The 25,357-nt window shown below is 40.9% G+C and carries 19 protein-coding genes; 15 read left to right on the forward strand and 4 right to left on the reverse strand.

Annotated elements, in window-relative coordinates; genetic code table 11:
* The first annotated feature begins 243 nt into the window (after nucleotides 1–243).
* The 3 genes from dnaG (at nucleotide 244) to OGI71_RS21280 (ending at nucleotide 3,823) form a co-directional block, all read left to right on the forward strand.
* Nucleotides 244–2,247: a DNA primase gene (dnaG, locus tag OGI71_RS21270; RefSeq protein WP_282251750.1), complete on the forward strand. Its 2,004-nt coding sequence runs from the start codon at nucleotides 244–246 to the stop codon at nucleotides 2,245–2,247.
* Nucleotides 2,248–2,257: 10 nt separating this feature from the next.
* The gene (locus tag OGI71_RS21275) at nucleotides 2,258–2,614 is read left to right on the forward strand and encodes a YraN family protein (protein ID WP_282251751.1); all 357 of its coding nucleotides are present in this window, start codon (nucleotides 2,258–2,260) and stop codon (nucleotides 2,612–2,614) included.
* 180 nt (nucleotides 2,615–2,794) lie between these two features.
* A complete protein-coding gene (locus tag OGI71_RS21280; RefSeq protein ID WP_282251752.1) occupies nucleotides 2,795–3,823 on the forward strand; it encodes a glutaminyl-peptide cyclotransferase in 1,029 nt (342 codons plus the stop codon).
* A 593-nt stretch (nucleotides 3,824–4,416) separates the two neighbouring features.
* On the opposite strand, the gene OGI71_RS21285 is transcribed toward OGI71_RS21280, so the two are convergent.
* A complete protein-coding gene (locus OGI71_RS21285) occupies nucleotides 4,417–5,454 on the reverse strand; it encodes a kelch repeat-containing protein (RefSeq protein WP_282251753.1) in 1,038 nt (345 codons plus the stop codon).
* Nucleotides 5,455–5,457: 3 nt separating this feature from the next.
* Nucleotides 5,458–6,867: a DUF4270 family protein gene (locus OGI71_RS21290; RefSeq protein WP_282251755.1), complete on the reverse strand. Its 1,410-nt coding sequence runs from the start codon at nucleotides 6,865–6,867 to the stop codon at nucleotides 5,458–5,460.
* A 119-nt stretch (nucleotides 6,868–6,986) separates the two neighbouring features.
* Here OGI71_RS21290 and OGI71_RS21295 point away from each other — a divergent pair, with 119 nt between their 5' ends.
* Nucleotides 6,987–8,420, forward strand: a complete 1,434-nt coding sequence (locus tag OGI71_RS21295) for a HAMP domain-containing sensor histidine kinase (RefSeq protein WP_282251757.1) — start codon at nucleotides 6,987–6,989, stop codon at nucleotides 8,418–8,420.
* A 66-nt stretch (nucleotides 8,421–8,486) separates the two neighbouring features.
* Complete coding sequence (locus tag OGI71_RS21300; RefSeq protein ID WP_282251758.1) at nucleotides 8,487–9,161, forward strand: response regulator transcription factor; 675 nt, start codon at nucleotides 8,487–8,489, stop codon at nucleotides 9,159–9,161.
* A gap of 25 nt (nucleotides 9,162–9,186) precedes the next feature.
* Here the strand turns inward: OGI71_RS21300 and OGI71_RS21305 are convergent, their stop codons facing one another.
* On the reverse strand, nucleotides 9,187–11,928 hold the full coding sequence (locus tag OGI71_RS21305; protein WP_282251759.1) for a TonB-dependent receptor: 2,742 nt from the start codon (nucleotides 11,926–11,928) through the stop codon (nucleotides 9,187–9,189).
* A 176-nt stretch (nucleotides 11,929–12,104) separates the two neighbouring features.
* Between OGI71_RS21305 and OGI71_RS21310 the strand changes: the two genes are divergently transcribed.
* Nucleotides 12,105–12,647 carry a TetR/AcrR family transcriptional regulator gene (locus OGI71_RS21310; protein WP_223581494.1) on the forward strand — a complete coding sequence of 181 codons (543 nt, stop codon included), beginning with the start codon at nucleotides 12,105–12,107 and terminating at the stop codon, nucleotides 12,645–12,647.
* Nucleotides 12,648–13,086: 439 nt separating this feature from the next.
* Nucleotides 13,087–14,793: a glycoside hydrolase family 3 N-terminal domain-containing protein gene (locus OGI71_RS21315; protein ID WP_282251763.1), complete on the forward strand. Its 1,707-nt coding sequence runs from the start codon at nucleotides 13,087–13,089 to the stop codon at nucleotides 14,791–14,793.
* Between the two features lie 120 nt (nucleotides 14,794–14,913).
* Here OGI71_RS21315 and OGI71_RS21320 read toward each other — a convergent pair whose 3' ends face one another.
* Nucleotides 14,914–16,461 (reverse strand): family 10 glycosylhydrolase, encoded by a 1,548-nt coding sequence (locus OGI71_RS21320; protein ID WP_282251764.1) that lies wholly within the window; start codon nucleotides 16,459–16,461, stop codon nucleotides 14,914–14,916.
* Between the two features lie 215 nt (nucleotides 16,462–16,676).
* Between OGI71_RS21320 and OGI71_RS21325 the strand changes: the two genes are divergently transcribed.
* The 8 genes from OGI71_RS21325 (at nucleotide 16,677) to OGI71_RS21360 (ending at nucleotide 25,173) form a co-directional block, all read left to right on the forward strand.
* The gene (locus tag OGI71_RS21325) at nucleotides 16,677–18,104 is read left to right on the forward strand and encodes an L-serine ammonia-lyase (protein WP_282251766.1); all 1,428 of its coding nucleotides are present in this window, start codon (nucleotides 16,677–16,679) and stop codon (nucleotides 18,102–18,104) included.
* 74 nt (nucleotides 18,105–18,178) lie between these two features.
* Nucleotides 18,179–18,985, forward strand: coding sequence for an MBL fold metallo-hydrolase (locus tag OGI71_RS21330; RefSeq protein WP_282251768.1), 807 nt, complete (start codon nucleotides 18,179–18,181; stop codon nucleotides 18,983–18,985).
* A 92-nt stretch (nucleotides 18,986–19,077) separates the two neighbouring features.
* A complete protein-coding gene (locus tag OGI71_RS21335) occupies nucleotides 19,078–19,263 on the forward strand; it encodes a hypothetical protein (RefSeq protein WP_282251769.1) in 186 nt (61 codons plus the stop codon).
* A gap of 385 nt (nucleotides 19,264–19,648) precedes the next feature.
* Nucleotides 19,649–20,365 carry a DUF4198 domain-containing protein gene (locus OGI71_RS21340; RefSeq protein WP_282251770.1) on the forward strand — a complete coding sequence of 239 codons (717 nt, stop codon included), beginning with the start codon at nucleotides 19,649–19,651 and terminating at the stop codon, nucleotides 20,363–20,365.
* 91 nt (nucleotides 20,366–20,456) lie between these two features.
* Nucleotides 20,457–22,868, forward strand: coding sequence for a TonB-dependent receptor (locus OGI71_RS21345; protein WP_282251771.1), 2,412 nt, complete (start codon nucleotides 20,457–20,459; stop codon nucleotides 22,866–22,868).
* Nucleotides 22,869–22,898: 30 nt separating this feature from the next.
* Entirely contained in the window at nucleotides 22,899–23,231 is a 333-nt protein-coding gene (locus OGI71_RS21350; RefSeq protein WP_282251772.1) for a hypothetical protein, read from the forward strand.
* A 10-nt stretch (nucleotides 23,232–23,241) separates the two neighbouring features.
* Nucleotides 23,242–23,520 carry a hypothetical protein gene (locus OGI71_RS21355; protein ID WP_223581510.1) on the forward strand — a complete coding sequence of 93 codons (279 nt, stop codon included), beginning with the start codon at nucleotides 23,242–23,244 and terminating at the stop codon, nucleotides 23,518–23,520.
* A gap of 6 nt (nucleotides 23,521–23,526) precedes the next feature.
* On the forward strand, nucleotides 23,527–25,173 hold the full coding sequence (locus OGI71_RS21360; protein ID WP_282251773.1) for a PepSY-associated TM helix domain-containing protein: 1,647 nt from the start codon (nucleotides 23,527–23,529) through the stop codon (nucleotides 25,171–25,173).
* The last annotated feature ends 184 nt before the right edge of the window (nucleotides 25,174–25,357 follow it).

Consider the following 25,357-nt stretch of genomic DNA (forward strand, 5'->3'; position numbering starts at 1 on the left):
ATAAAAGTCAATATTTCATTTCGGAAGTGTAAAAACAGGACGTTATTGTAGCATAGAGGTTCCATCTAAGCCTTTGTCCGGCTCATTTTGAAGGTATAAGAACTGAGGTGGATGGATTAGCTGGGGGGTAAATCTCTTTTCGAGTAGTTTGATTAGACAGCAAAGGGTCGGTATAAATAATTGAATCGGGACTAAAATCTATCAGATTTATACTAATTTTACATTAAAAATAGGAGCACGATTTTGATAAAGCAAGAAGTTATTGACAAAGTACTGGAAACGGCACGGATAGAGGAGGTGGTAGGTGACTTCGTTGATTTAAAGAAGCGTGGTACCTCATTGATCGGAAACTGTCCATTTCACCACGAAAAAACACCATCATTCCACGTTTCTGTCTCAAAAGGTATCTACAAATGTTTTGGCTGTGGTGTCGGCGGGGATTCCCTCAAATTTGTGATGGAACTGGAAAAGTTCTCCTATCCCGAAGCGATTCGTTATCTGGCTGATAAATATTCCATTGAGATTGAAGAGGTTGAACGGTCTCCAGCACAGCTCGCTGCGCAGGATAAAAGAGAAAGTCTGTATGTCTTGAGTGCCTGGGCCGGTAAATTTTTCGTAGAACAGCTCTGGAAAAGTGAAATGGGGCAGGTCATCGGACTCAACTATTTCAAAGAGCGGGGATACCGTGAGGATATCATCAAGAAATTCGAACTGGGTTATTCACCCGAAGAGTGGACGGCACTGGTGGATAAGGCCCAGGGAGCCGGCTTCCATCCGGATTACCTGGCTGCAAGTGGTCTTGCTATTGAACGTGACGATAAATCGCTCTATGATCGCTTTAGGGGACGTGTCATGTTCCCAATCCATAATTTAACCGGACGTATTATCGGTTTTGGTGGACGTACGCTAAAAACGGATAAGAAGGTCGCCAAATATGTGAACTCACCCGAAAGTGAGATCTATCATAAGTCAGATGTACTCTATGGATTGAATTTTGCCAAAAAGGCAATCATGGAAGAGGACAACTGCTATCTCGTCGAGGGCTATGCAGATGTTCTATCTGTACATCAGGCTGGTGTTGAAAATGTGGTTTCTTCCTCGGGAACCTCCTTGACCACAGGCCAGATTAAATTGATTTCCAGATTTACCAAAAATGTAACCATACTCTATGATGGGGATGAAGCTGGTATAAAAGCTTCATTGCGTGGTACTGATATGTTGCTGGAGGAAGGCCTGAATGTAAAGGTACTGCTCTTCCCGGATGGGAATGACCCCGATTCCTATGTGCAAACATACGGAGCCACAGCCTTTAAGGACTATGTGAAAACCCATCAGCAGGATTTTATCTTCTATAAGACTAATATTTTACTTCGCGATGCCAACAACGATCCGATCAAAAGGGCCGAAGTAATACGCGATGTTGTTGAAAGTATCGCTTTGATCCCGGATGAGATTAAAGTTTCTGTTTTTATTCGGGAATGTAGCAGTTTATTGGATATTGAGGAGCGTATTTTGCTTGCCGAGCTCAACAAAATAAGGCTGAATAAGGCAAAAAAAGCCGATAAGGATGCCTCTCGCAAGGCCCAAAATACTCCCGCAAACACGGGAATGCCGCCGTTTGGAATGGATGGCCCGCCGCCTGATTTCTTTATGACAGACGATGAGCGTGGAGGAGTGCCGGCCATGGAAGCAACAGAGCAGCCTACACAGCTTACTGCTGAGATCCTGCAAGAGCGTGAGATCGTCCGTATCCTGATCAACTATGGTGATTACCTGGCGACCTGGGAAGGGGATGGCGATATTCCGGTTGCAGGTGTCTTATTGGGTAATATTGGCGATATCGAATTTAAAGATAAGGCCGCCGCATTTATTCTGAAAGCTTATCGGGATGCTGCTGAAAATTATGAAATCCCCGATGCAAAATTATTTTATTCCAATGCTGATGCCGCAGTTTCCGAGCTGGCGATCAATTGTGTGGCGACGAAATATTCGCTCAGTGAAAATTGGAATGATGATAAACGCAAGATCTATGTGACTCAGGAGTATGAACATCTCAAGCAATTGGTTGTAGAGGCTATCTATCGGATAAAAAAGCAAAAGATCGGCGCGGAAATGCATCATATTCGTGAGGAAATGAAGCAAGAACAGGATGTTGCTAATCTGGAAGTGCTTATCTTTAAGTATCAAAAACTCAAAGAAGCGGAGCGTCTTTTGGGGGGATTTTTGGGAAATACGATTGTAAAGTAATTCGGATAATATGGCGAAACATCTTGAAATAGGATTACAGGGCGAACAGTTGGCCATGGAATACCTGATCGAGATGGGCTATAAAATAGTGTTAAGAAATTGGCGATTTAAGAATTTAGAAGTAGATTTGATCGCCATGGATGGGAATACCCTAGTATTCGTGGAGGTGAAAACACGGTCGACGACAGATTTTGGTGAGCCTTATGAATTTGTGGATGTGCGCAAACAACGGCGACTGATTCGGGCAGCGCAAGCCTATATATTAAAACATGCATATAGTGGTGAAGTGAGATTCGATGTGGTAGCTGTAACGAATAGCACACATTCAAAACTTACTTATATTAAAGATGCATTTTGGGATAGTTGAGAATAGTATTGAGCTATCCCATTTGAAATAAGAGATCTTGGGTGTATAAGCCATCAGTTTGCCAAGTTTCTGGTTGTGAATCAGACTTTTATATTATAAAAATGAAACGATCATGATTTATTAAACATACGTTTTATAACAATGCGATCGTTTCATCAGCTTTAAAAATAGATTATTTAGATGAAAAAAATCACGTATTTTATTGCGATAGCAACACTTGCTTTTGCTTCCTGTAAATCGAAAAAATCCGCTTTGGAATTTGCGTCGCCTGGTGCAAACCAAGCCGTTTTAAAGGGCAGTCAAGTGCAACTAAAATTGAAATTTGACGCAATTACCATGGATTCTGTCGCTTACTTTGTGGATGATAAACATGTGGGTTCTTCTACGGATACTGTAGCAATTACTGTAGAGACAAAAGATATGGCCTATGGTTCACGCAATATTTCTGCCACAGTCTATAGCGGTGGTAAGTCAGATTCAGTCTCCAGCACATTCTATGTGGTTCCTGCAAGTGCAAAGAACTATGGATTCCAGGTTGTCAACAAGTATCCTCATGATACCACAGCATTTACCCAAGGACTTCAGTTTGCCGATGGAGTATTGTATGAATCAAATGGACGATATGGTGAGTCTAACCTTAGAAAGGTAGATCTGACAACTGGAAAAGTCCTGAAAGAAATCAAATTCGATGAGAAAACTTTTGCTGAAGGGATGACGTTAGTCGGTAATAAATTGTTTATGCTAACCTGGCAGCAAGGTGAGGGATACGTTTTTGATAAAAATTCATTTACAAAAGAGAGCTCATTTAAATACGAAAATAGTAAAGAGGGCTGGGGCATTACCTACGATGGGAAGCGTTTGATCAAGTCAGATGGTTCCAATAAATTGTTCTTCCTAGATGCAGTTACTGGTAAAGAGTTGGGCTCAATTGGTGTATATGATGAGAACGGTCCCGTAGATCAACTGAATGAATTGGAGTATATTGATGGAAAAGTTTACGCGAATGTCTATCAAAAGGATGTTCTCGCAATTATCAACCCAGAGACAGGTGCAGTAGAGGGGAAGATTAATCTGGTCGGAATCTATGAGCATACTTCAGCTTATGATAATGAGCTGAATGGAATCGCCTATGATCAGACCAATAAACGCTTGTTCGTAACTGGCAAGTTGTGGAACACACTGTATGAAATCAAAGCAATAGAAAAGTAACGTATTAAGCGAAATACATAAAAAGAAAAGCGATGTCCCTGGATATCGCTTTTCTTTTTACGGTGAGTCTAACAGTGCCAATATCATGTAAAGGGTATTGATCGTTCATGTGAGGCGATTTGGTCCACGCAAAACGAATGCATTGACAGACCTTCTGAGAAACATAAACTCGTATCAATTCATCGCGGGACCTTGATGCATGGATCCTTCAAACATTAAAAAGTAGCCGCCACTCTATATCGCAGGGACCACTTTACATCTTGGCTCCAACAAATCAAAAGATCAGACATAAGCCAATAACGACAGATCTTGTCGTAAAAACTGCATGCTTTCACAAATGCAAACAGCGATGGAAATCAACTGAAAGTTCTTTTTGGCCAATAAACCTAGGGCTGTGAGCTTATTGATGCCTTGATGAAAAAACGCGAATCAATAAAACCTTCATGCTCTTATAAGCATCAATAGCCATGAAAATCAACTGAAGGTTCTTTCTGACCAATAGAAAACAGACACTACCAGAAAAAAAACAGACACTATAAAAAAAGGGATGAAACATATGTTCCATCCCTTTTCTATTGATTTATATTTTGTTATTAATAAACAGGAACAAAGCTCCAGTTATCATCAAAACGAGTTGTACCATTTAGCCCTGTAGCAACATAACCAGTTGATCCGATTGTGTAAGCAACAGCATCTTGTCTTGCACCACCACCAAGGGCTGTATTGTCACTTGTCCAATAGTCGCTGCTGATATTATATTTCACAACTGAACTTGTTGCAGTTCCTTTTAATCCACCAACTAAGAAACCACTATTGCCGATAACGAAAGCAGCAGCATTAGAACGAGTCATATCATAACTATATGTGCCATCGTTTCTGTTTAGATCTGCTAATTGTGTCCATTTGCTACCATCAAATTTGTAAAAATCTGCTGGGTAACCACCATTGGAAACTCCGCCGCCAACATATGCAGCATTACCCGATACAAATACAAAAGCACCTTTTCTCTTAGCTGTAAATGGAGCATCAGGAATCGCTTCCCATTTATTTAAATCTGGGTCATATTTGAAAAATTGATTGGTAAAGGAAGTACCATTTGCAATCGTTGTTTCTCCTGTACCCACATAGGCTTTTCCTCCGATAGTAAATGCAACAGCATTTGCTAATACGATAGGTAAATCAGCAACTTTAGTCCATTGTTTTCCTTTGTCTGCTGAAGGGTCAAATTTATAGAAATCTTTCAAGAAGTTTGCGCCATCATTACCGCCACCTACATAGCCAAAATCTCCGATAGCAAAAGCAATTGCGCCACGACGGCCACTACTTTCTACGTTATTATCAGCTAATGGATCTTTTTCGCTCCAGGTGTTAGATGCTGGATCATAAGCATAGGTGTTTTTTAGGTTAACAGGCTTGCTACCTGCATTGTTTGATTGACCTGTAGTTACATAAGCGATGTTCTTTATTACAAAACTTGCTGCAGAGGAAGTTTGTGGACCTTTGTAAGCTGCTTTTTGAAACCACTCAGTAGATTTATCTTCAGTGTTGTCGTCGCTTTTTTTACAAGAAGAGAATGATGTAACTGTAACTACAAAAGCTGACAATACGAGTAGCCAATTTTTCTTGTTCATAAATTATTGAAATTTAGTATAAAGGATGTTTAATTTAATTCTTGGATCATTACCATCTTTTGCCAATATCAACCGATTCGCTGTACTTGATAGCTGTGGAGGTATTGCTACTGAAGTCCCACCTACAGTTCCAACTGGTACTGGCAATGGGGGTAAAGATAGATATAATGAAGTGTTTTTATATGCTGTTGTTTTAATTTTATTTAAATAATCAATCAAATTAAAGGTGTATTTACCATTTGCGTCTCCAATTTTAATCAATCGGGCCACTTGCATGGCGTTTGCAGTCTCTAATGATGCTAAGGCACTAACAGGCGTCCCTTCGCTATTTGCGACCATAAGGACCAAATTACTTGGTTGCTCATAGCCTTCCAGCGGGTTGTTTTCTGCTTCAATGACAAGTTCCACCTTATTTATTGAAATTGTTGGATCATTGACCAATGATAATAACGTAGGGAACTCAATTTTCGCTACAACACCACTTGAACCTTCCAAGAATGTATTTCCGTCGGTTTTTTCAACATCAATCTGCGGATTTGATAGCGTCATAGATGCAAATTTTGTCGCAGAACGATCTGTCTCAATTTGGTTATATTGGTATGCTTTGCTGTCGATAGCAAAAAACTGTTTGCCTTTTGTCTTGTTTCCTTCATTGTTTTCAAAAGAATAATGTACCTGAAGGAAAACGGTATCTTTAAAGCCGATAAGCGCTGTATTGTTATTATCTGGAACAAGCGCTAACCCTTTGAAATATTCTTGAAAACTAGTGTTATTTTGAATCCTGATATCGCCATCTTTGATCAATCTAAAAAGTTCATTGCTAATGGTACTATTGAATTTAAAGAACAATGAATCTGTTGATTTGACACGTGGGTTAAAGGAAAGCTCTGCTAATGGCGTGTTTTCATAAGCAAATTTTTTATTGCTGAATATACTGGCTGCAGTCACATAAAATGGTCGTGCAGTCGTTGGCTGTGTTGGATCAATTGGTGTCAGGGTGATATCTTCCGTAACACGATGAACAGCGATTTTCTGAACTTTGGTTGTATCACCAGCATAGTATTTGTTCGGACTTAGAACCAAAGACACAGAATCCAATACCGCATCATCTGGAATGGCGGTACTGTTTATTGTACCAATTCCCAAACGCATATAAGAAGTTGATTTGACACTACCAGTGACAGCATTGCTATTTTTTCCTACAAGAATCGTCCCCGTATTTGAAGTTGGAAGAGGATCCAATTGGTAAGTGGAAACTTTCACGGAAACAGTATCAATTGGTACTACGCCAATCGTTTCATCTCTTGAGCTATCCAAAGAAAGTGAAATGTCTTTATTACAACCGACAAAAGCTGCCAACGTAAAAAGTGGAAGTAAAAATTGTATACTACGTCTCTTAAAGTTTTTGATCATATTAATTTTTGAATAGTGCAAAAGTAATCAATGCTTACTGTTAATCAGTGTTATATTTTGTTAAATATGGTTAATTACCACAGCGATTGCAAATCTAGTAATTTAAATTTGTTTTCATTATGGGTAGAAGATTTAAATTGCTGATCAGCTTGATCGTTTTAATAGGCACAGGAATCACCATTGTGCTGGGCATCTGGCTTTACGGAAGTTATACCAATCGGCGGGATCTTTTTCTGTCTACGGCTGAGCGGTCGCTCTTTAATGCGGTGCAGGAGGTATACCAGGCAGAAAATGGTGATCAACGATTGGATGGGCCTGAGACCGAAAGAGATCAGCTTCTCAATGACGTGAAAAAAGAACTTCTACCTGCGGTACCGGAGACGGAGCTTGATCAGGCTTTGCAAAGGGTACGCGCCCGCCAGCCGCGCAAAGAACATGCTTTTCGTGGCGATCCTGATCGAAAAGGTAAAATGTATTCCAAAGATCGTGATCATCAGAATGCCATTATTCCACCCTTTTTGTTCCGTGATTTTGAAATGAACAAAACGAATCTAGACCAGATCGACAATAAATTCAAGGAATCACTGAGCAATAAAAGCATTTCCGTACCCTATGAACTAAGTATCGTAAGCATTCCACGTGAACAGGTGAAGGATGTACGTCGCGAATATCGGGAAAAGAACCTGGCCTGGACCAGACCGATGATGGTCAATCCCCTAAAGAATGAATTCCTCGTTGTCAAATTTCAGGAGGATTGGAAATATCTGCTGTACAGCTTGAGCTGGCAATTACTGATTTCGCTGCTGTTGATTGGGCTTTTGTTAGGAACCTTCTTTTATCTGATGAAAACCATTTTTAACCAGAATAAAATGGCCGAGCTCCGAAAGAACTTTGTTGACAATATGACCCATGAACTGAAAACTCCAGTATCCACAGTGATGGCAGCGATTGAAGCCATACAATTATACGGGGTGCGGGAAGATAAGGTAAAGATGGACCGTTACCTTGATATTTCAAAAAAGGAACTTGAACACCTCTCCGGCATGATTGAAAAAGTCTTGCAGATGGATATTGACGCCTCTCGGGGAATTGTATTGCAACGGTCGGATTTTGATATTGTCGCGATGGTGGCAAGTGCGATTGAAGTGGCTCAGCTCAATAAAACAAAAATAGTCGAGGTGGAGCTCTTTGCTGATCCTGGATCGATCCTGATCAAAGGAGATGAGTCCCATCTGAAAAATGTTATCAATAATCTATTGGAGAATGCCATTAAATATGCTGGACCGCATGTTAAGATTAAAGTTGAAATAAAAGGGGCTAAGGAACATGTTCAGATCCATATTACGGATAATGGCAAAGGTATTGCAGCAGAATACCATCAGCAGATCTTCGATATGTTTTTTAGGGTACCTTCGGGCAATCTACATGATGTGAAAGGTTTTGGACTGGGGCTTGCTTATGTCAAGCAGGTTGTAAAACGCCATGAGGGCAAGATCAGTGTAGAGAGTGAGCTGGAAAAAGGGAGTATTTTTATGATCAGGTTACCATATTAACCTAAAGAAAGCGACCTTCAACATAACGTTAGTATAGAAAAACATTATTATTGAACAACAGGAATTATGATTAATATTTTATACGTAGAAGACGAACCGAGTCTGGCGATGATTGTTGCAGATAGTTTGGAGGCCAATGGCTTTCAGGTTGTACACTGTAACAATGGGGAGGAGGCCTTGGAATCTTTTAGCATAGCGAAACCGGATATTATGGTCGTAGATGTGATGATGCCTGTCATGGATGGGTTTACCTTGGCGGCAAAAATCCGTGAGATGGATACCTTGCTTCCCATTATCTTCTTAACAGCTAAAGTGCAGACAGAAGATGTGGTCCGGGGATTTCGTCTCGGGGGAGATGACTATGTCAAAAAACCGTTTAAAATCGAAGAATTGGTCGTAAGGATAGAGTCCTTGTTAAAGAATAGTCCCAAGATGCTGTTTGGACAGAAACTGATGATCGGTGATTATACACTGGACAGTTTGAAGCACCAGCTGATTTATCAGGAGGAAATGCTCAAGTTGTCTTTTCGTGAAAGTGAGCTCCTCCGTAAACTCTACGAACAGAAGGACAAGGTAATCCCTAGAGAAGAGATCATGCGTGCTTATTGGAGCCATGATAAGTACTTTACAGGACGAAGCCTAGATGTATTTATTAGTCGTATTCGAAAGTATTTAAGTCAGGACCCAAGGATCAAAATTACCAATATACGGGGGGTCGGATATATGCTTACAGTGGATTGATAACAGCGTTCCACGTGGAGATTTTTTATTCTTTTCGCATTCGATTAGCCTTCCCGCCCATACCCCGTATATGATAGGTGAAACTTAAGATTGCATATCGGGTAATTGCATTGGATTGGGATACGCGTACCCAAAGGTCATTGACCTGTTGATTGATGTTTTTATTGTCATTAAAAATATCAAAAACCGTTAAATTGATCTCTGCATTTCTCTTTTTGAACAGCTTCTTGCCGACGGAAACATTCCACAATAAACTTGTCGTACTGGGCGCGTTAAGAATACTTCCGTTGTACAGGTAATTGAAAGTCGAATTTAACGTCCAGCTGTGTAATAACGTCAATGCGATGGAATTGCTGATGGTATGTTTATAAACAGAATAATTGGATTTTTCAGTTGCCGAATTTTTTGAATACGATAAATTCCCATTATAATCCAATCCGATGATCAGCTCCTTGCTGAAGGCTGTGTTCACGCCGACGCGTTGATTTATACCGTATGTCTTTGCATTAACTTTCTCTAGATTCAACAAGGTAAAGTTCTGATTGAAATATAGATTATTATTCAGGTTGACATTGAGTTTTAAAGGTTCGATGCGATAACCGAGACTATTATGCCACTTTAAATTGTAGACCCCGTCAAAATTTTCCGGTTTGATATATTGGCCTCCTGGTCCCAGTATGACATCATTCTCAATGGTAAATGCCGAATCAGTTGTAAAGATCGTGTTTGAAATCTTGTTCTGAATAAAATCGGCTGTAAAGTCTGATGTAAAGCTCCGGCCAGAAGCCTTATTGATAGACCTAAACTGCATGACCAGGTTATGATCATATTCCTGTTTTAGGTTCGGGTTGCCCGAAGTAATGCGTAGTGGGTTCTGATTATCGATAAAATCCTGTAGCTGCTCAATGGCAGGTGTATTCGTTTTGGCATTATAGCGCAACTCAATACGTGTTTCCTTGTTGAAATTATACTGGAAATTCAAGTTTGGCAGCAGGCTATTGAAATGGCTCTTTGTTTTTAATTTGTTCGGAAATAGCTTGTCATTTGTCTGATTGGCGGTCTGGTAATCCAATCCAATTTGAAACCGTATGCTATCTTTTTTATTGAATAAATAGGATACCCCAGCACTATGGTAAACGAAGTCATTGCGAAATTCATTCGAAAGGCGGTTTTTCAACTCCCCCAATTGTTCGGTTTCCGCCAGAAATTCATACGTTTTACGGTCAGAGTAGCGCGCCGTATTTCGGAAGGTGTAATTACCTTGCAGACGCGAGTATTTATTCAGCATCTCCGTATAGGCAATTTTTGAGCGAAAGCCATTATTGTCACCATTTGAGTAATTACGATTGTTTGCGGTGTCAATTCGACTAAACTCCCCATTTCTATAATAGGTATTCAAGGCATAGTTCGCAGCATCCCCCTTGTTCGTGCTGAAAGAACCATTAAAATTGACGCTAATAGTTCGTCCCGGTTTGTTTAGCCTGCGCATATAAGTCAGATCCCCACCCCAGTTGAAATTTTCGCCAAAAATACTGTTGTTCCTGTCGGATTGGTTGAGCATTTCGCTCAGGTTTAATAAGGTACTGCCCAGCGAGCTGCTATGCCTATTATTGCTCTGGTAGGAGAAATTGGGCTGTATGTCCAGCTTTTGAATAGAATCTATTTTCCAGTTCGCCCGCAGGGAGAAGGCGTGATTATTTGTGTAGGTGCTGCCAGATTGCTGTTGATTGTTGATCTGGTTGGCTCTATTGCCTGCAGTGTATTCCGTTTTGTTTTGGCTGATGGTATTATTGTCGGTATAGTTGTAGGTGTAATTGGCGTTGAAATCCATCCGGTCCGCAAAAAAACGGTCGAGATAGTTAAATCCAGCATTGAAACGTGTTGTGACGCCCTGTCCTGTACGCCCACGTGTGTTGCCTCGTGGCGCAAAACCATTGGGCTGATTGACGTTATTGGTATTGATATCAATGGAATATTGACGCTTTGGATTCATTTTGGTAACCTGCGTATTGATCGCATACTTCTCATCCGGACCAGCTCCGCCACTGATTTTGCCAAAATATGATTTCCTTTTATCCGGTTTGGTGACAATATTAATCACTTTCATGCGCTTGCCATCATCAAATCCACTGAATTTCGCTTGTTCGGTTTTGTCATCAATAAGCTGCACTTTGGAAATGACATCCGCGGGTAAGTTTTTAAGGGCCACTTTTGGATCAGTGCTAAAAAACTCACGACCATCAATGATAATCTTACTTACGGCTTCTCCTTGCGCCTTTACATTACCATCTTCGTCAATTTCTACACCTGGGATCTGTTTGACCAGTTCGTCAGCATCTGCAAAATCAGGTGTAACATATTTTTTGGCATCAAATTCTAACGTATCGCCCCTTACCTGTACGCTCGTCGGTGAGATGCTGATTTCGTCCAGCACGATCTCCGAGCTGTTGAGCTTAAAGTTGATCTCGACAGTTTTACCTGCTAATTTGATCTTCCGAATATCTGCCGTATAGCCCATTGGCTGTACCGAAATCAGATAATCACCATTGGGAAGTGCGACACTGGTAAACTTGCCCAAGATATCCGTTGGTGTTTGCAGTTTACTGGAGTCTTTTAAGGCAATGATCGTAATACTGGCTCCCGAAATTGGTTTTGAACCGTTGCTGTCCATGAGCTTCCCTGAAATATATTGCTGGGCAAAAGCATTGATCTTTAACAGCATTAAACTAAGCGAGAGGATAACGATTGTCCAGGTCTTGATTTTCATTGGTTGATGATGTCTGCGTGGTTTTAGGCGCTGTTGTTGGTTCTATTTTTTTATTTGTCAAATTTATGCGACTATTTGATACGAATTACTATCATTTTAGTTACAATAATCCTAACTGAACGGAAAGATTAGATATATTTGCAGTAGAATTAGAAATCAACTGAACGGCATAGTATATGAAAGAAAGTGTTTTGAGTAGAAAAGAGCGTATTATGAAAGAAGCATTACTGCTTTTTTCAGACCAGGGCTATACCAATACGTCTACCAAAACAATAGCGCAGAACGCTGGCGTTTCTGAGGCTTTGATATTCAAACATTTTGGTAACAAAGATGCACTCTTGGTCTATTTGATCAAATCCGGATATCGCAAGGTCCTGACCCATCACCGTGGGATGATGACCTATCGTGAGCCCAAAGACTTCTTACGTACCATGATCAATCTTCCCAATAAGTTGGTCAGTGCTGAACCGATATTCTGGAAATTGCAGGAACGACTGTCACATCATCCCTTTTCCAAACAACAACATGAGCAGTTTATGAAACCAGTGCAGCCGATTATCCATCGTGCTTTTGAGGAACTGGGTTATGAAAATCCTGAATTGGAAACGCAGTTTCTCCTCTTGATCATTGATTCATTTTGGAAAAAGGAAGCTATTGGCGAATTGGAGCATGTCATGGAATTGACCCTGTTTCTGGAGAAAAAGTATAATTTGATTTAGATTATAGTATTGAGTATCTAGTATTGAGTATCTAGTATTTAGATTCTGGCTGTTCAAGCTTATTGCAGGTACTTAGCTTGTTTTTACTCTCGGTTATTTTTTGTTTGCTTAAGCTTACAGCTGATACTTCGTTTGTTTTTACTCTTGGGTATTTTAGGCTTGCTTAAGCTTATTGCAGATACCTAGCTCTAACTGGCGTTCATTAGCTAATCAAATCCATCACCAGATTCATCCCGAAGACGGTTCCCGGCAAAATCAACGATAGACAATAGGTACATCCCGCAGTACTTCTCAGGTATTGTATCCTTATATTCCCCTTTGTTGCGCTTGAAATGCGTCTTGTTGCATGTTTTAATAAAATTGTTGCAAAAACAATTTCATATTATCCAAAATAATAACGTTATTAGTATTCTATTTAAGACATTATACAAACTAATTTATGTTCAAAAAATTCAGTCTGGGCCTATTGGCATTGGCCAGTGCGCTATCATTTGCGAAGGCACAGGACAAGAAAGATTTTGTAAAATACATCAATTCCCAGCATGATTGGGTAGATGCCGTATTTAATACCTTGACTCCAAAGGAAAAAGTTGCGCAGTTGTTCCTTGTAAGGGCGCATACTAATCTTGGTCAGAAATATATTGATTCCGTTGCACAGGTTGTTCAAGATGAACATCTGGGTGGTCTGGTGGTTTTTCAAGGCGGTCCCGTGCGCCATGCGGACATGTTCAATCGTTATCAGTCTTTATCTAAAGTGCCCTTAATGATCACTTTTGATGGAGAATGGGGGCTTGGTATGCGTATGCCGGATTCTACGTTGTCATTCCCTTATCAGATGACGCTCGGTGCTGTGCAGGACAATCAATTGATCTATCGCATGGGACGTGAGGTTGCGCTAGATTTTCATCGTATCGGTATGCATTTCAATTTTGCACCAGATGTGGATATCAATAATAACCCGAAAAATCCGGTCATCGGTATTCGTTCTTTTGGCGACAATAAATATAATGTCACCAAAAAAGCAAAAGCTTATATGGACGGTATGGTGGATGGTGGTATCTTGGCTTCCATTAAACACTTTCCGGGACATGGCGATACAGATGTAGATTCACACTATGACCTACCTCAACTCCCTTTTGATAAAACCCGATTGGATACACTGGAAATGTACCCTTTCAAAGAACTTATTAAAGCCGGTGCACCAGCGGTTATGGTTGCGCATATGAATATCCCTGTCTTGGATGATACTCCCAATATGCCGTCTTCTATTTCTAAAAAGGTCGTTACAGACCTATTGCGAAATGAGCTTGGCTTTAAAGGCTTAACAGTGACTGATGCGATGGACATGAAAGGCGTCAAAAAATTCTTCCCGAATGGTGAAGCCGATGTTCAGGCAATCATTGCCGGACATGACCTCCTTGAGGTATCCGAAAATAGTAAACGCGCGATTGACCTTATTCTGAAAGCAATCGAAGAAGGTCGGATTTCACAGACAGATATTGATGCACGCGTGAAAAAAGTATTGGCTGCTAAACTATGGTTAGGCCTAGACAAATACCAGGCAACCCCGCAGCAGAATCTGTATGCCGATTTACATAGAGCGTCTGCAGTTCAGCTGATTGATGAGTTATCCAATGCTGCTATTACAGCCCTCAACAGTACCGAAAAATTAAAATCCTTTAAAAAGGATCAGCCTACAGCGATTATCAATGTCGGTGTTGCTGTCAATCAAACATTCCAGAACGAACTGGCGGCGGGATTGACCAACGAAACACAATATTTTGTGCCAGACAGCTTGAGCAAAGATGATATGAAACGTCTTGTGAAAGAAATCAAGAAAAACAAGCAATACATCATCGCTGTACACGATACACGACTACGTCCACGTCCTACAATGCAATTGAATGAAAATGTGCAGGACCTGATGAAGAAATTTGCAAAAAAATCCATCTTGACCCTATTTACAAATGTATATGCATTAGATGGGGTAGAAGCATCCAAGAAAGCGAAGACAATTTTGCTAGCTTATCAAAATGATGCTTTTATGCAGAAAGCTGCTGCCAAAACGATATTGGGACAAAATACTCCTAAAGGAAAATTGCCTGTTACCATCAATAAAAAATTCAAGTACGGACAGGGCAAATAAGGTCGCTATAAAATCACACCAATAAAAGAGCCCTCCCGGATAGCTGTGCTGTTGTCATCAGCACAGCTATCCGGGAGGGCTCTTCTTATTTTTTGTCAATGCTAATCGTTCTTACGAAGATTAGCTCTCCTCATTTTCTTCCCGACTGTCAGAAGGACGACTTTCATTTTTCATCCGGTCTATTGCGGTGACGACATATTTATAACGTTGATTCTGTTTGATGTCATCATCCGTATATTGGAGTTTATCGGCATCGAATGTGATAAAGATAATTTTGCTAGGATCTTTGATATTGACCCGCTCACCTACGACAAATCGATAGACGACATAGCCATAGGCCGATTGACCATCGCTGGCTACATCCGGTTTCTGCCAAAAAAGTGTATTCATTTTTCCGTTAGCGGATGATTTTACCAGCAATCCGAAAGGAGCGTTTGGTGGGATGCTGTCCAGCCAAGGCATTGTCGGGGGTAAAGCAGGGGCACGATACAAGTCATTTCGCATGGAGTCTTGTAGTCCAGCCAAGTTGTCCATGAGCGATTTGGAACTGAAATATATACTTCCTTCCACATCATGTTCTTCGCGTAGGTGGCGTACCTGTCGGGGGATCTGACTTTTGTCGGTCCATCCGGTCTTATTTTCTGTTACCCGGTAGGCTCCATGACCTACATAAAAATGCCGACCATAGGTATGTCGTTGCCACCAGGATACCAGAACCTCATACGCCGCTGCGCGGTTTTTAAATGGAAAGTAGATTTGTGGATTGATATAGTCGATCCAGCCTTCCTGCATCCATTTTACACCATCCGCATAGAGCTCCCGATACGCACTTAGCCCACGTGTTTCCGAACCAATACTATTGTTTTCCTTATTATCCCATACACCACATGGACTGATCCCATATTTAACATAAGGTTTTATTTTTTTTATGGCAATGCCGAGGTCGCGCACGAGCATGTTCACATTATTGCGTCGCCAGTCTTCAATATTTTCGATGCCATTATTATACTGGGCAAAAGTCAGCTGATCCGGGACGGATGTACTCCGGCTATCGGGATAAGGGTAAAAATAATCGTCAAAATGAATGCCATCCACATCGTAATTCTTGACAACATCCATAATGACATCGATGATATATTTACGGACATCGGGCAGTCCCGGGTTGAAAAGTTTTTTTCCTGCGTATGTAAAGAACCATTCGGGGTGACGTTTGGTGATATGGTCCTCTGAGAAATGTGCGGGATTCAATGTGGTCGAGGCCCGATAGGGGTTGAACCAGGCATGCAGTTCCATGCCTCTTTTATGTGCTTCCTCAATGGCAAATTCTAAAGGATCATAAAATGGGGATGGGGCCTGCCCCTGTTTTCCTGTCAGGTATCTGCTCCAAGGTTCACGACCTTTACCATAAAAAGCATCTGCTGCAGGCCGTACCTGTAGAATGATTGCATTTAAACCCGCACTACGGTGCTGGTCGAGGAGGTCTATAAATTCCTGCTTTTGCTGGGCAACATTATTGCCGGCTCTGACCGAAGGCCAGTCTATATTACCTATGGTTGCAACCCATACACCACGAAACTCTCGCTTAGGTATTTGTTGGGAATATGTTCTGATCGAAAATAAACAGATAAAAAAGGCAAAAAAAGAATATAAATATGTTTTTCCCGTCATTCTATAAATTGTAGCCAACAAAGATAGGGAAGCATTTCTTACTTTTTCCCTAAAAAATGTAAGATGTTTGTTGGATACTTGTTAAAAGAATGTCAGCTTGGTTTTCAAATTGATAATAATGCAAATACAGGTAACATTGTACACTTATTTGTGCTAATTTAGATGCGGTTTTCACAAAAGCTATGCAAAGCGAGCTAACCGCAACAATAAAGATTATGAGCAAAGAACAAATATCCGTTTTTGATATGTTTAAGATAGGTATCGGACCATCCAGTTCGCATACCTTAGGTCCTTGGCGTGCAGCCCAGCAATTTACCCATGTCCTCAAGACAAAAGGTGTATTGAATGAGGTCGATCAGGTCAAGATTTTGCTTTATGGATCTTTAGCCAAGACCGGTGCTGGACATGGTACAGATATCGCTGTTCTGCTTGGACTGAGTGGCGATGATCCGGTTACCTTTGATGTAGATCAGGTGACACCAAAGGTGGCGCATATCAAAGCGGTAGGCGAACTGGTGGTTGCAGGTGAGCGCACGATTCCATTCTCCTATCAGGAAGACCTTCTGTTTTTGTACACGGAGAGTTTGCCCTTCCATCCAAATGCCGTTACTTTTCAGGCTTTCCTATCGAGTGGTAAGGCCATTACCGAAACCTATTATTCAATCGGTGGTGGATTTGTCGTTCAGGAAAATGATACCGAGAGTGTATTATCCGAAGTAGATCTTCCTTTTCCAGTGGATACCGCACAGGAGCTACTGCACTGGACGATGAAAACAGGCTTGAAAATATCAGAACTTGTTCTTGAAAATGAGTGTGCATGGCGGGAGGAAAGTGAAACTGTTGCTGGTGTCCTGAATATCTATAAGACGATCTATGAATGTATCTATCGTGGCTGTCACACTGGTGGTACACTGCCCGGAGGCTTGAATGTAGAACGGAGGGCTGCGAAATTAAATAAAAAATTGATGCAGGGGCGTAGCTACCAAGATTATGAATCATGGATAACTGCAATTCGTGAAGGTGGACAGAATTTTCAATATATCCTAGACTGGGTAAGCTGTTTTGCGCTTGCTGTCAATGAAGAAAATGCATCGTTTGGACGTGTTGTTACTGCTCCTACCAATGGCGCTTCGGGGGTAATACCAGCGGTTTTACAGTATTATATTACTTTCCATGACGGTATGCGAGAAAATAAAATTGTGCAGTTTATCCTAACAGCTTCGGAGATCGGATCCATCTTTAAAAAGAATGCGACTATTTCAGCCGCCATGGGTGGTTGTCAGGCAGAAATTGGGGTATCCTCAGCAATGGCTGCCGGTGCGCTGACGGAGGTGCTGGGTGGATCACAACGCCAGGTGCTGATGGCTGCGGAGATCGCAATGGAACATCACCTCGGATTAACCTGCGATCCTATCGGAGGACTGGTACAGATCCCTTGTATCGAACGCAATACCATGGGGGCGATAAAAGCAATTACAGCAGCGCAGCTGGCTTTACAGTCAAATCCCGACAAAGCCAAAGTAAGCTTGGATACAGTGGTCAAAACCATGTGGGAGACCGCTTTGGATATGAACGCCAAATATAAAGAAACTGCAGATGGCGGCTTGGCGGTCAATATCCCATTGAGTTTGCCGGAATGTTAAGGTTCAACTGATTTTTCTTGTTTTTTGTATCTTTGCTGTTGTAGAACATATATACTCATAATTAGTATACGCGAATGAAATATTGTGCAATCGCCTCCGGGAGTAATGGAAACTGTTATTATATAGCCAAAGATGATTCGGCTATCTTAATTGATGCTGGTATCAACAGTAAACATATTCATCTTCGGATGTATAATCTTGGGATTATTCCGACCCAGATTAAAGCAATTTTCATTACGCACGAACACTCCGATCATATCCGCGGATTGTCGGTTTTTGCAAAAAAATACAATCTACCCGTGTATATCACGAAGGGAAGTTATGAAGGATCCAGACTACATTTACCTTCCCACCTGGTCAATATCATTGCGCCCAATGAGGAAGTTGAAATAGGAGGACTTAAAATTTATGGGATCCCCAAATATCATGATGCAAAAGAACCCTGTAGTTTCCTTGTCTCTGATGGAGTTCATAATATCGGTGTGCTGACCGATATTGGACGGCCCTGCGAAAATGTGCAACATGTGATCCAACATTCGGATATTCTCTTGCTGGAATCCAATTACGATGAAGATATGTTGCATACTGGAAGATATTCTTATTTTTTGAAGAATAGGATTAGCAGCGGATGGGGGCATCTTTCCAATCGTGTTGCGGTTGAACTATTCAATCAATATAAAACCGATCGTCTCAAGCATCTGATCTTAACACACCTCTCCGGTGAAAATAATACGGTCGATCTTGTTCATACGACATTTGAGCCCCATTGTGAGCATATCAAACTTCATGTGGCTACACGCTATCAGGAAACGGAATTGTTTGACATTACCCATATCTTAAATAAACAGGCGGTTTCATCGCCGACGGCCTGTCTTGGATAGTTAAGCTAAGTACTGCTTCTAATAAAGCGACCGTCACTCCTAATAAAGTCAACGACCATTTCACTTTTATTGCTGATACTGATCCGATATGAATGCTGCTACATACTCAGACGGTTTCAACGCCAAAGGACCTTCCGCGGATAATTAAACTGACTGCTTCTCCTAATAAAGTCAACGATTACTCTACCTTTTTTGCGGATATCGATCCGCTATGGGGCGTCCTATTGGCGCGACTTAAAGAAACGGGCCAGCTGATTTTATTGATAAATATCTTGTAAGTTTTTGTTTTACAGTGGTGTTTCGTGAAAAAAATCAAAGAAAACTCCAGAAGTGAAAAAATTAAAATATAGTTGATATCCAAATAATTCCTTTTATATTTGCTTTGTTTTTAATCAGTCTAAATTATTAAACAAGAATTTGCTGGTCTGGTTAAAGACAAAAACACCATGCAATAGACGGCAATCTATCACATGGTGAAAAAGCTAAAGACAGCGGCAACTGCCTTTAGCCGACTGAAGCAGCGCGCTGCTCCAGTTGCTTCCGATATAGGATATGGAAGAACTTGCAAGATAATGAAATTTGCGGTTTTATTCGTTAACCGTTTTTTTGGCTGTAAGATCCTCCATAATAAGTTGAAAAACTATACGCATCAATCAACATATTATGAAAATTTTAACTTCACTCTTTACATTCCTTACAGTATTGTTTTACTGTAACAGCAGTTCCGCTCACGCACTTTGGATAGAATCCGCTCCTCATGGTACAGTCAATCAGTCTCATGAAGTAAAAGTCTATTATGGTGAATATGTTACCAATGAAAGAGATCAAATTGAAAAATGGTATTCTGATGTAAAGGATTTTACCTTGTTATTGTATGTTCCAGGAAAAGCCCCTGTTAAAGTACAATTGACCAATAAAGGAGATCATTTCAGCGGTTCATTCCAACCAACTGAGCAAGGAACTTACTTTTTATCGATCGTAAAGGCACCGAAAGATCTAGGTGGCCAGACAAAATATGAGTTTTCCTCACTAATGCCCGTTGTTGTTGGCAATTCAAGCAAATTGGATTATAGCGCATTAAAAAATCCGTTACAGGTTGAGTTGCTCAATTCAGCAAATGCAAAAAAAGGCACTAGCTTACAGGCTAAGATAACCAGCGAAGGAAAAGTTGTTCCAAATGCCAAGGTATCTGTTTTCTCGTCCACAGGTTGGGGAAAAGAATTTGTTGCTGATGCCAACGGTGTTGTTACGTTCGATGCTCTTTGGGCTGGTGCTTATGTACTCGAAGCAAGTACATTTGTCGAAAAAGCAGGCGAGCATGAGGGAAAACCCTATGTATCGTCTTGGCAGGGAAGTACAACCTTTTTTGCAGTAAAATAAAAATTGATACCTACAAATTAGATGGATTCATTTTAAATCCCATATTCCAAATGAATCCATTCTTTATTACATATCTACCAGTGAAATACTCATGAATAAAACTTTATCCTTTCTAGCTATTCCGATGATCAGCTCAATTTTTTCTGTAGCGCAAGCGCAGAGTAAATTGAAGATTGACGGTATCCTTGTCAATGAAAAATCCGAACCTATTTCGGGTGCAACGATTAAACTATCGAATACAGGGGTGACTACCAGTACCGATAGCGAGGGACACTTCACTTTTTATAAACTTGCTCCAAATACTTATACGGTCGAGATCAAAGCATTTGGTTACAGTAAGCATACGATGACAGTGGTCCTCAATGGAGAAGACAGTCATCTGGGGCAGATTAAGCTCAGTAACCAATCTGAATCTATTGATGAGGTGGCCGTTTATGGAAAATATTATCAGAACTATAAATTCGACAGCATATCCGGATCACTGCGTTTAAAGACGCCTATCTTGGAACTGCCACAAAATATCCAGGTGATTTCCTCAGATCTGATGGCCGATCAACAAGTTTTCGACATTGTTGATGGTATCACGCGTAATATTAGCGGTGCAACACGTCAGGGACACTGGGACAATCAATATGCCAATATTCGTATGCGTGGATCCAAGATCCCGGCATTTCGTAACGGCATGAATATCGAAGCATCATGGGGGCCCACGGCTGAGGACGCATCTATGATTGAGCGTATTGAATTTGTAAAAGGCCCAGCTGGCTTTATGCTCGCTAGTGGTGAACCGGGAGGTTTCTACAATGTGGTAACGAAAAAGCCAACAGGCCATACCAAAGGGTCCGTGACACTCAATACCGGAAGTTTTGACCTCTATCGTGGAGCTGTCGATTTGGATGGTCGGATTACCAAAAGCAATAAATTGATTTACCGTCTGAACGTAGCAGGCCAGAAAAAAAAGTTCTTTACCAAATACAATAATAGTGATCGTCTTGTCATCGCTCCGGTATTGACTTATAATATCGATTCATTGACCGCTATCACGGCAGAATATACTTTTCAGGGATCTTCTTACTTAAGTAATGGAAACTATACCTTTTCACCAAAGGGCTTTGCCGATCCGGGGATTGCCAACGACTTTTTCTATGGTGATCCGGGGATGGAACCCGGTAAACTGAGAGATCATAGCGCCTATCTTTATTTTGATCGAAAACTTAACCAAAAGTGGAAATTCCATGCACAGGCTGCATATTTTAATTTCGATATGAAAGCAACCAGTACCTGGCTGAACTATATGACCGCGGAAGGTAATATGCCGCGATACTATAGTATCGCTGATGAGCATGGCGAAAATAAATTTGGACAGCTCTCTTTTAATGGTGAAGAGCGGACAGGAAGTATTAGACATCGGATCTTGGTCGGTGTGGATTATGGTAATAAAAAATTCTGGGGCGATTTCCGTTCTTTGTTGTCAAGTATCCCCGGAGATCCATTGAACGTCTACAACCCTGTTTATGGTATTCCGGAATCTGTTTTCCCTAAAGTTGACCGTTCCTTAAATATTAAGGAAAGAGCGAAAAGCCAGGACTATGTTACCAGTTCGTCCTATACATCCTTTTATGTACACGATGAGATGGCATTCCTCAGCGATCGACTGAAACTATCATTGGGTCTACGTTACACGTCTTCCAATGTTGTCTCCAAGACAAATGCAGACCCTGCTAAAGACAAAGTATGGAGCCCAAGGGTGGGGATAAATTATCTAATAGATCCGTCCATGAGCGTATATGCTTTGTTTGATCAATCCTTTGTACCTGTTTCGGGACTAGATTGGCAAGGAAATGCACTGAAACCTGTTCGTGGAAACAATTTAGAAGCGGGACTGAAGAAGGAATGGGGCGGCGGAAAGTGGATTTCTACGCTGAGCGCTTATCAAATTAAAAGAAAGAATGCTCCAGTTGAAGATTTTGATCATCCGAACCCGAATGGTGGTTTCTTCCTGATGCAACTGGGAGAGACAACGACGAAAGGAATTGAGTTTGATGTCACGGGGGAAATTGTAAAAGGATTAAATGTCAATGCGAATTATGCACTGACGGATTCAAAGATATCGCAGGATTCAAAAACCGAGAAAATTGGGAATATTACGCCAAATACGGCGAAGCACACCGCGAATGCATGGATATCCTATCGCTTGCAACAAGGCCCGTTGAAAGGTGTAGGCCTTACGGGCGGAATGCAGGGGATGTTTGACCGTGCGATCGGATCGGCAACCAAAGTAAGCAATTTTAAAAATTATCTGCGTACAGATGCGGGTATAAGCTACCAACGCAGCCGGTATAATATTTCTTTGATGGTCAACAACCTGCTGGACAACCGTAAGCTTATGACTGCGGGGTCAACAACTGCGAAAAATGCTAAAATTCCGGAAAGTGTTGCCTATTATAGCTACATCGTTGAGGCAAGACGCAACTTCCGCCTAGGTGTAATCTACAAGTTTTAATTAAGCGATTCTATATAAATCATTTATGCGATGTATAGCACACTTTTAATAATCATACTTATTGGCGCTTATCTTTTTTATAACAGCAGTAAAAAAGTGAAGTTTCATCATAGACCCGAGTGGTTGAAAAAGCTTTGCGCACAGACTCAGTCTGTGCGTATCTTGAGCATTGTGATGCTCCTGCTACCATTTGGGGTTATCCTCTATCTGCAGGGGCTTGGTGCAGGATTCTTTGCTTTTTTTGCCTATGTCATGTGTATGATGAGTCTTGTCGTTTTACTGAACCCTTACCGTTATTTGACAGGGTACCAAGTTCTCGGATTGTATGCAGCCAGTCTCTGTGTTGAATTTTTGATATCCTAATTGATTCCTTATGCCAGCAAATAAAAAATACCTGAGTTCGCCCTTGCAACGATTCCTGAAGATTACGGCCGGATTTATCGGCGGTTATGTTGTTATGCTCTCTTTTCATGTATTGTTGACTAACCTTTTTGAGAAAAAAGATGTTGTTATGACTGCCGGATTCACAGGTTATCTACTTTGGGCAGTCCTGATGCTTCTGGCTTTTCTTTCCAAAAGCGGATGGAAAATATGGGGAATTTATTTACTCTTGGCTGCGGTTTTTTCGTTGCCTTATTTGTTAAAGATGTAATCAATCATGAACAACAGAAATTACAATATCTATTTTAATACCCATACCATCAGTGGCATTATCATCTGTGCGCTTCTGTACGTGATATTTTTTGCAGGTTCCTTTGCATTTTTTAGAAATGAGATCGCGGCTTGGCAAAATAATGCGTCGTACAAAACATACAAGGAAAACCATCAAAGCTTTGACAAACTTTTGGATTCTCTAAAGGGAGAAGCCAACCTACATGGGCGTGATATCAACTTCTATATGCACCGGGAGGGGACTTCTGCTTATGTGGGGTACACAGCGTCAAACGACACGATACTCAATAAGGAAAATCTATCCAAGATAACGCCTAAACAGAAAGCTGAAAAAAAGAAAGGCCGGAGACGGAGAGGCGGAGATGATGACTCGAAAAATTTTACCTATAATTTTGTCAATCAAAAAGTAGGAGACTATGCGCAGAACTATGATATGGGCGAGTTTTTATTCCGCTTACATTTTCTGGCCCAACTCAATCAAGTCCCCATTAGCGTAGGAATAGCGCCATTTGGATATCTCGTTGCAGGAATTACAGCCTTTATCTTTTTATTTGCATTGATAACAGGTTTGTTATTGCATTGGGACAAATTAGTATCGAACTTTTTTGTTTTTAGGCCATTCAGCAAGTGGAAGACTGTCTGGACAGATATGCATACTGCCCTCGGGGTGATTGGATTTCCTTTTCAATTTATTTTTGCCGTTACAGGTACATTTCTGATTGTTAACTCGGTTTTGGCACTACCTTTCAGCAAATTGCTGTACGATGGTGATCAGCAGAAAATGTATCAGGATATTGGTGTTTCAGCTAATGAAGATTATGCGTATAGCTATAAATCCTTGAACAGGGATGTGAAAATCGCTCCTTTCTTGGATATGGCAAAGACAAAGTGGCCAGAAAGCGAGTTCCTGCGTATTGTCGTAAAAAACTATGCGGATTCAAATATGCATGTTATCATGGAGCTTGAACCGCATTTTAACAACAGCTTTGCCGGATCTGGAATATTGACCGTGAAGGTGGCCGATAATAAAATTGTAGAAGAGAAATCACCTTTAACAGGAGCGAGCTATGGGGACTATGTCCGAAGCATTATTTACCGTTTGCATTATGGTGACTATGGTGGGTACCCGCTCAAAATGGTCTATTTTATCTTAGGAGTAATGGGCTGTCTGGTTATTATTTCAGGAATTCTGATCTGGTTGGTTGCGCGGGATAAAAACAATGTCATTCCAAGAAAACGCAAATTCAACTTTTGGGCAGCTAATGTCTTTACCGCGATATGCTTGACGATGCTCCCGGTTACAGCGATTACATTTATTGCGATCAAGGTCAGTCCTAAAGTTGATCAGGACTTTATTTATCGGGTCTATTTTTACGCATGGTTGGTGCTGTCACTTTACTATATCATTCGTCGCAGTATAAGAAGAACAAACCGCGAAACGCTATTGGTCGGAAGCATCCTTGCATTTATCGTCCCGATAGCCAATGGTTTGGTAACACATAATTGGCTTTGGAAAACATTTGTTGATGGCCAACGCGATTTATTTATTGTCGATTTTCTTTGGTTGATGATTGGTATCATCGGATTACTGGCCTTCTATAAGACAAAAAAATTCTTCCAAAAAATTCAGTAATTAGAAGGCGTCGTTTGGGACGCCTTCATCATTTTTGGGATTTTTTAAAGCCTCTTTTGACGTTTTATAGGCTAATATTTCGCACCTGAAAGCAAAAATTCTTTGGGCAAACATATAATTCCAAGTCATGTAATGTTTGTCGTTGGGTACGTCTACATTACGTATTATAAAATATATGCCAAGG

Source organism: Sphingobacterium sp. ML3W, from assembly GCF_029542085.1.
In the GTDB taxonomy this organism is placed as follows: domain Bacteria; phylum Bacteroidota; class Bacteroidia; order Sphingobacteriales; family Sphingobacteriaceae; genus Sphingobacterium.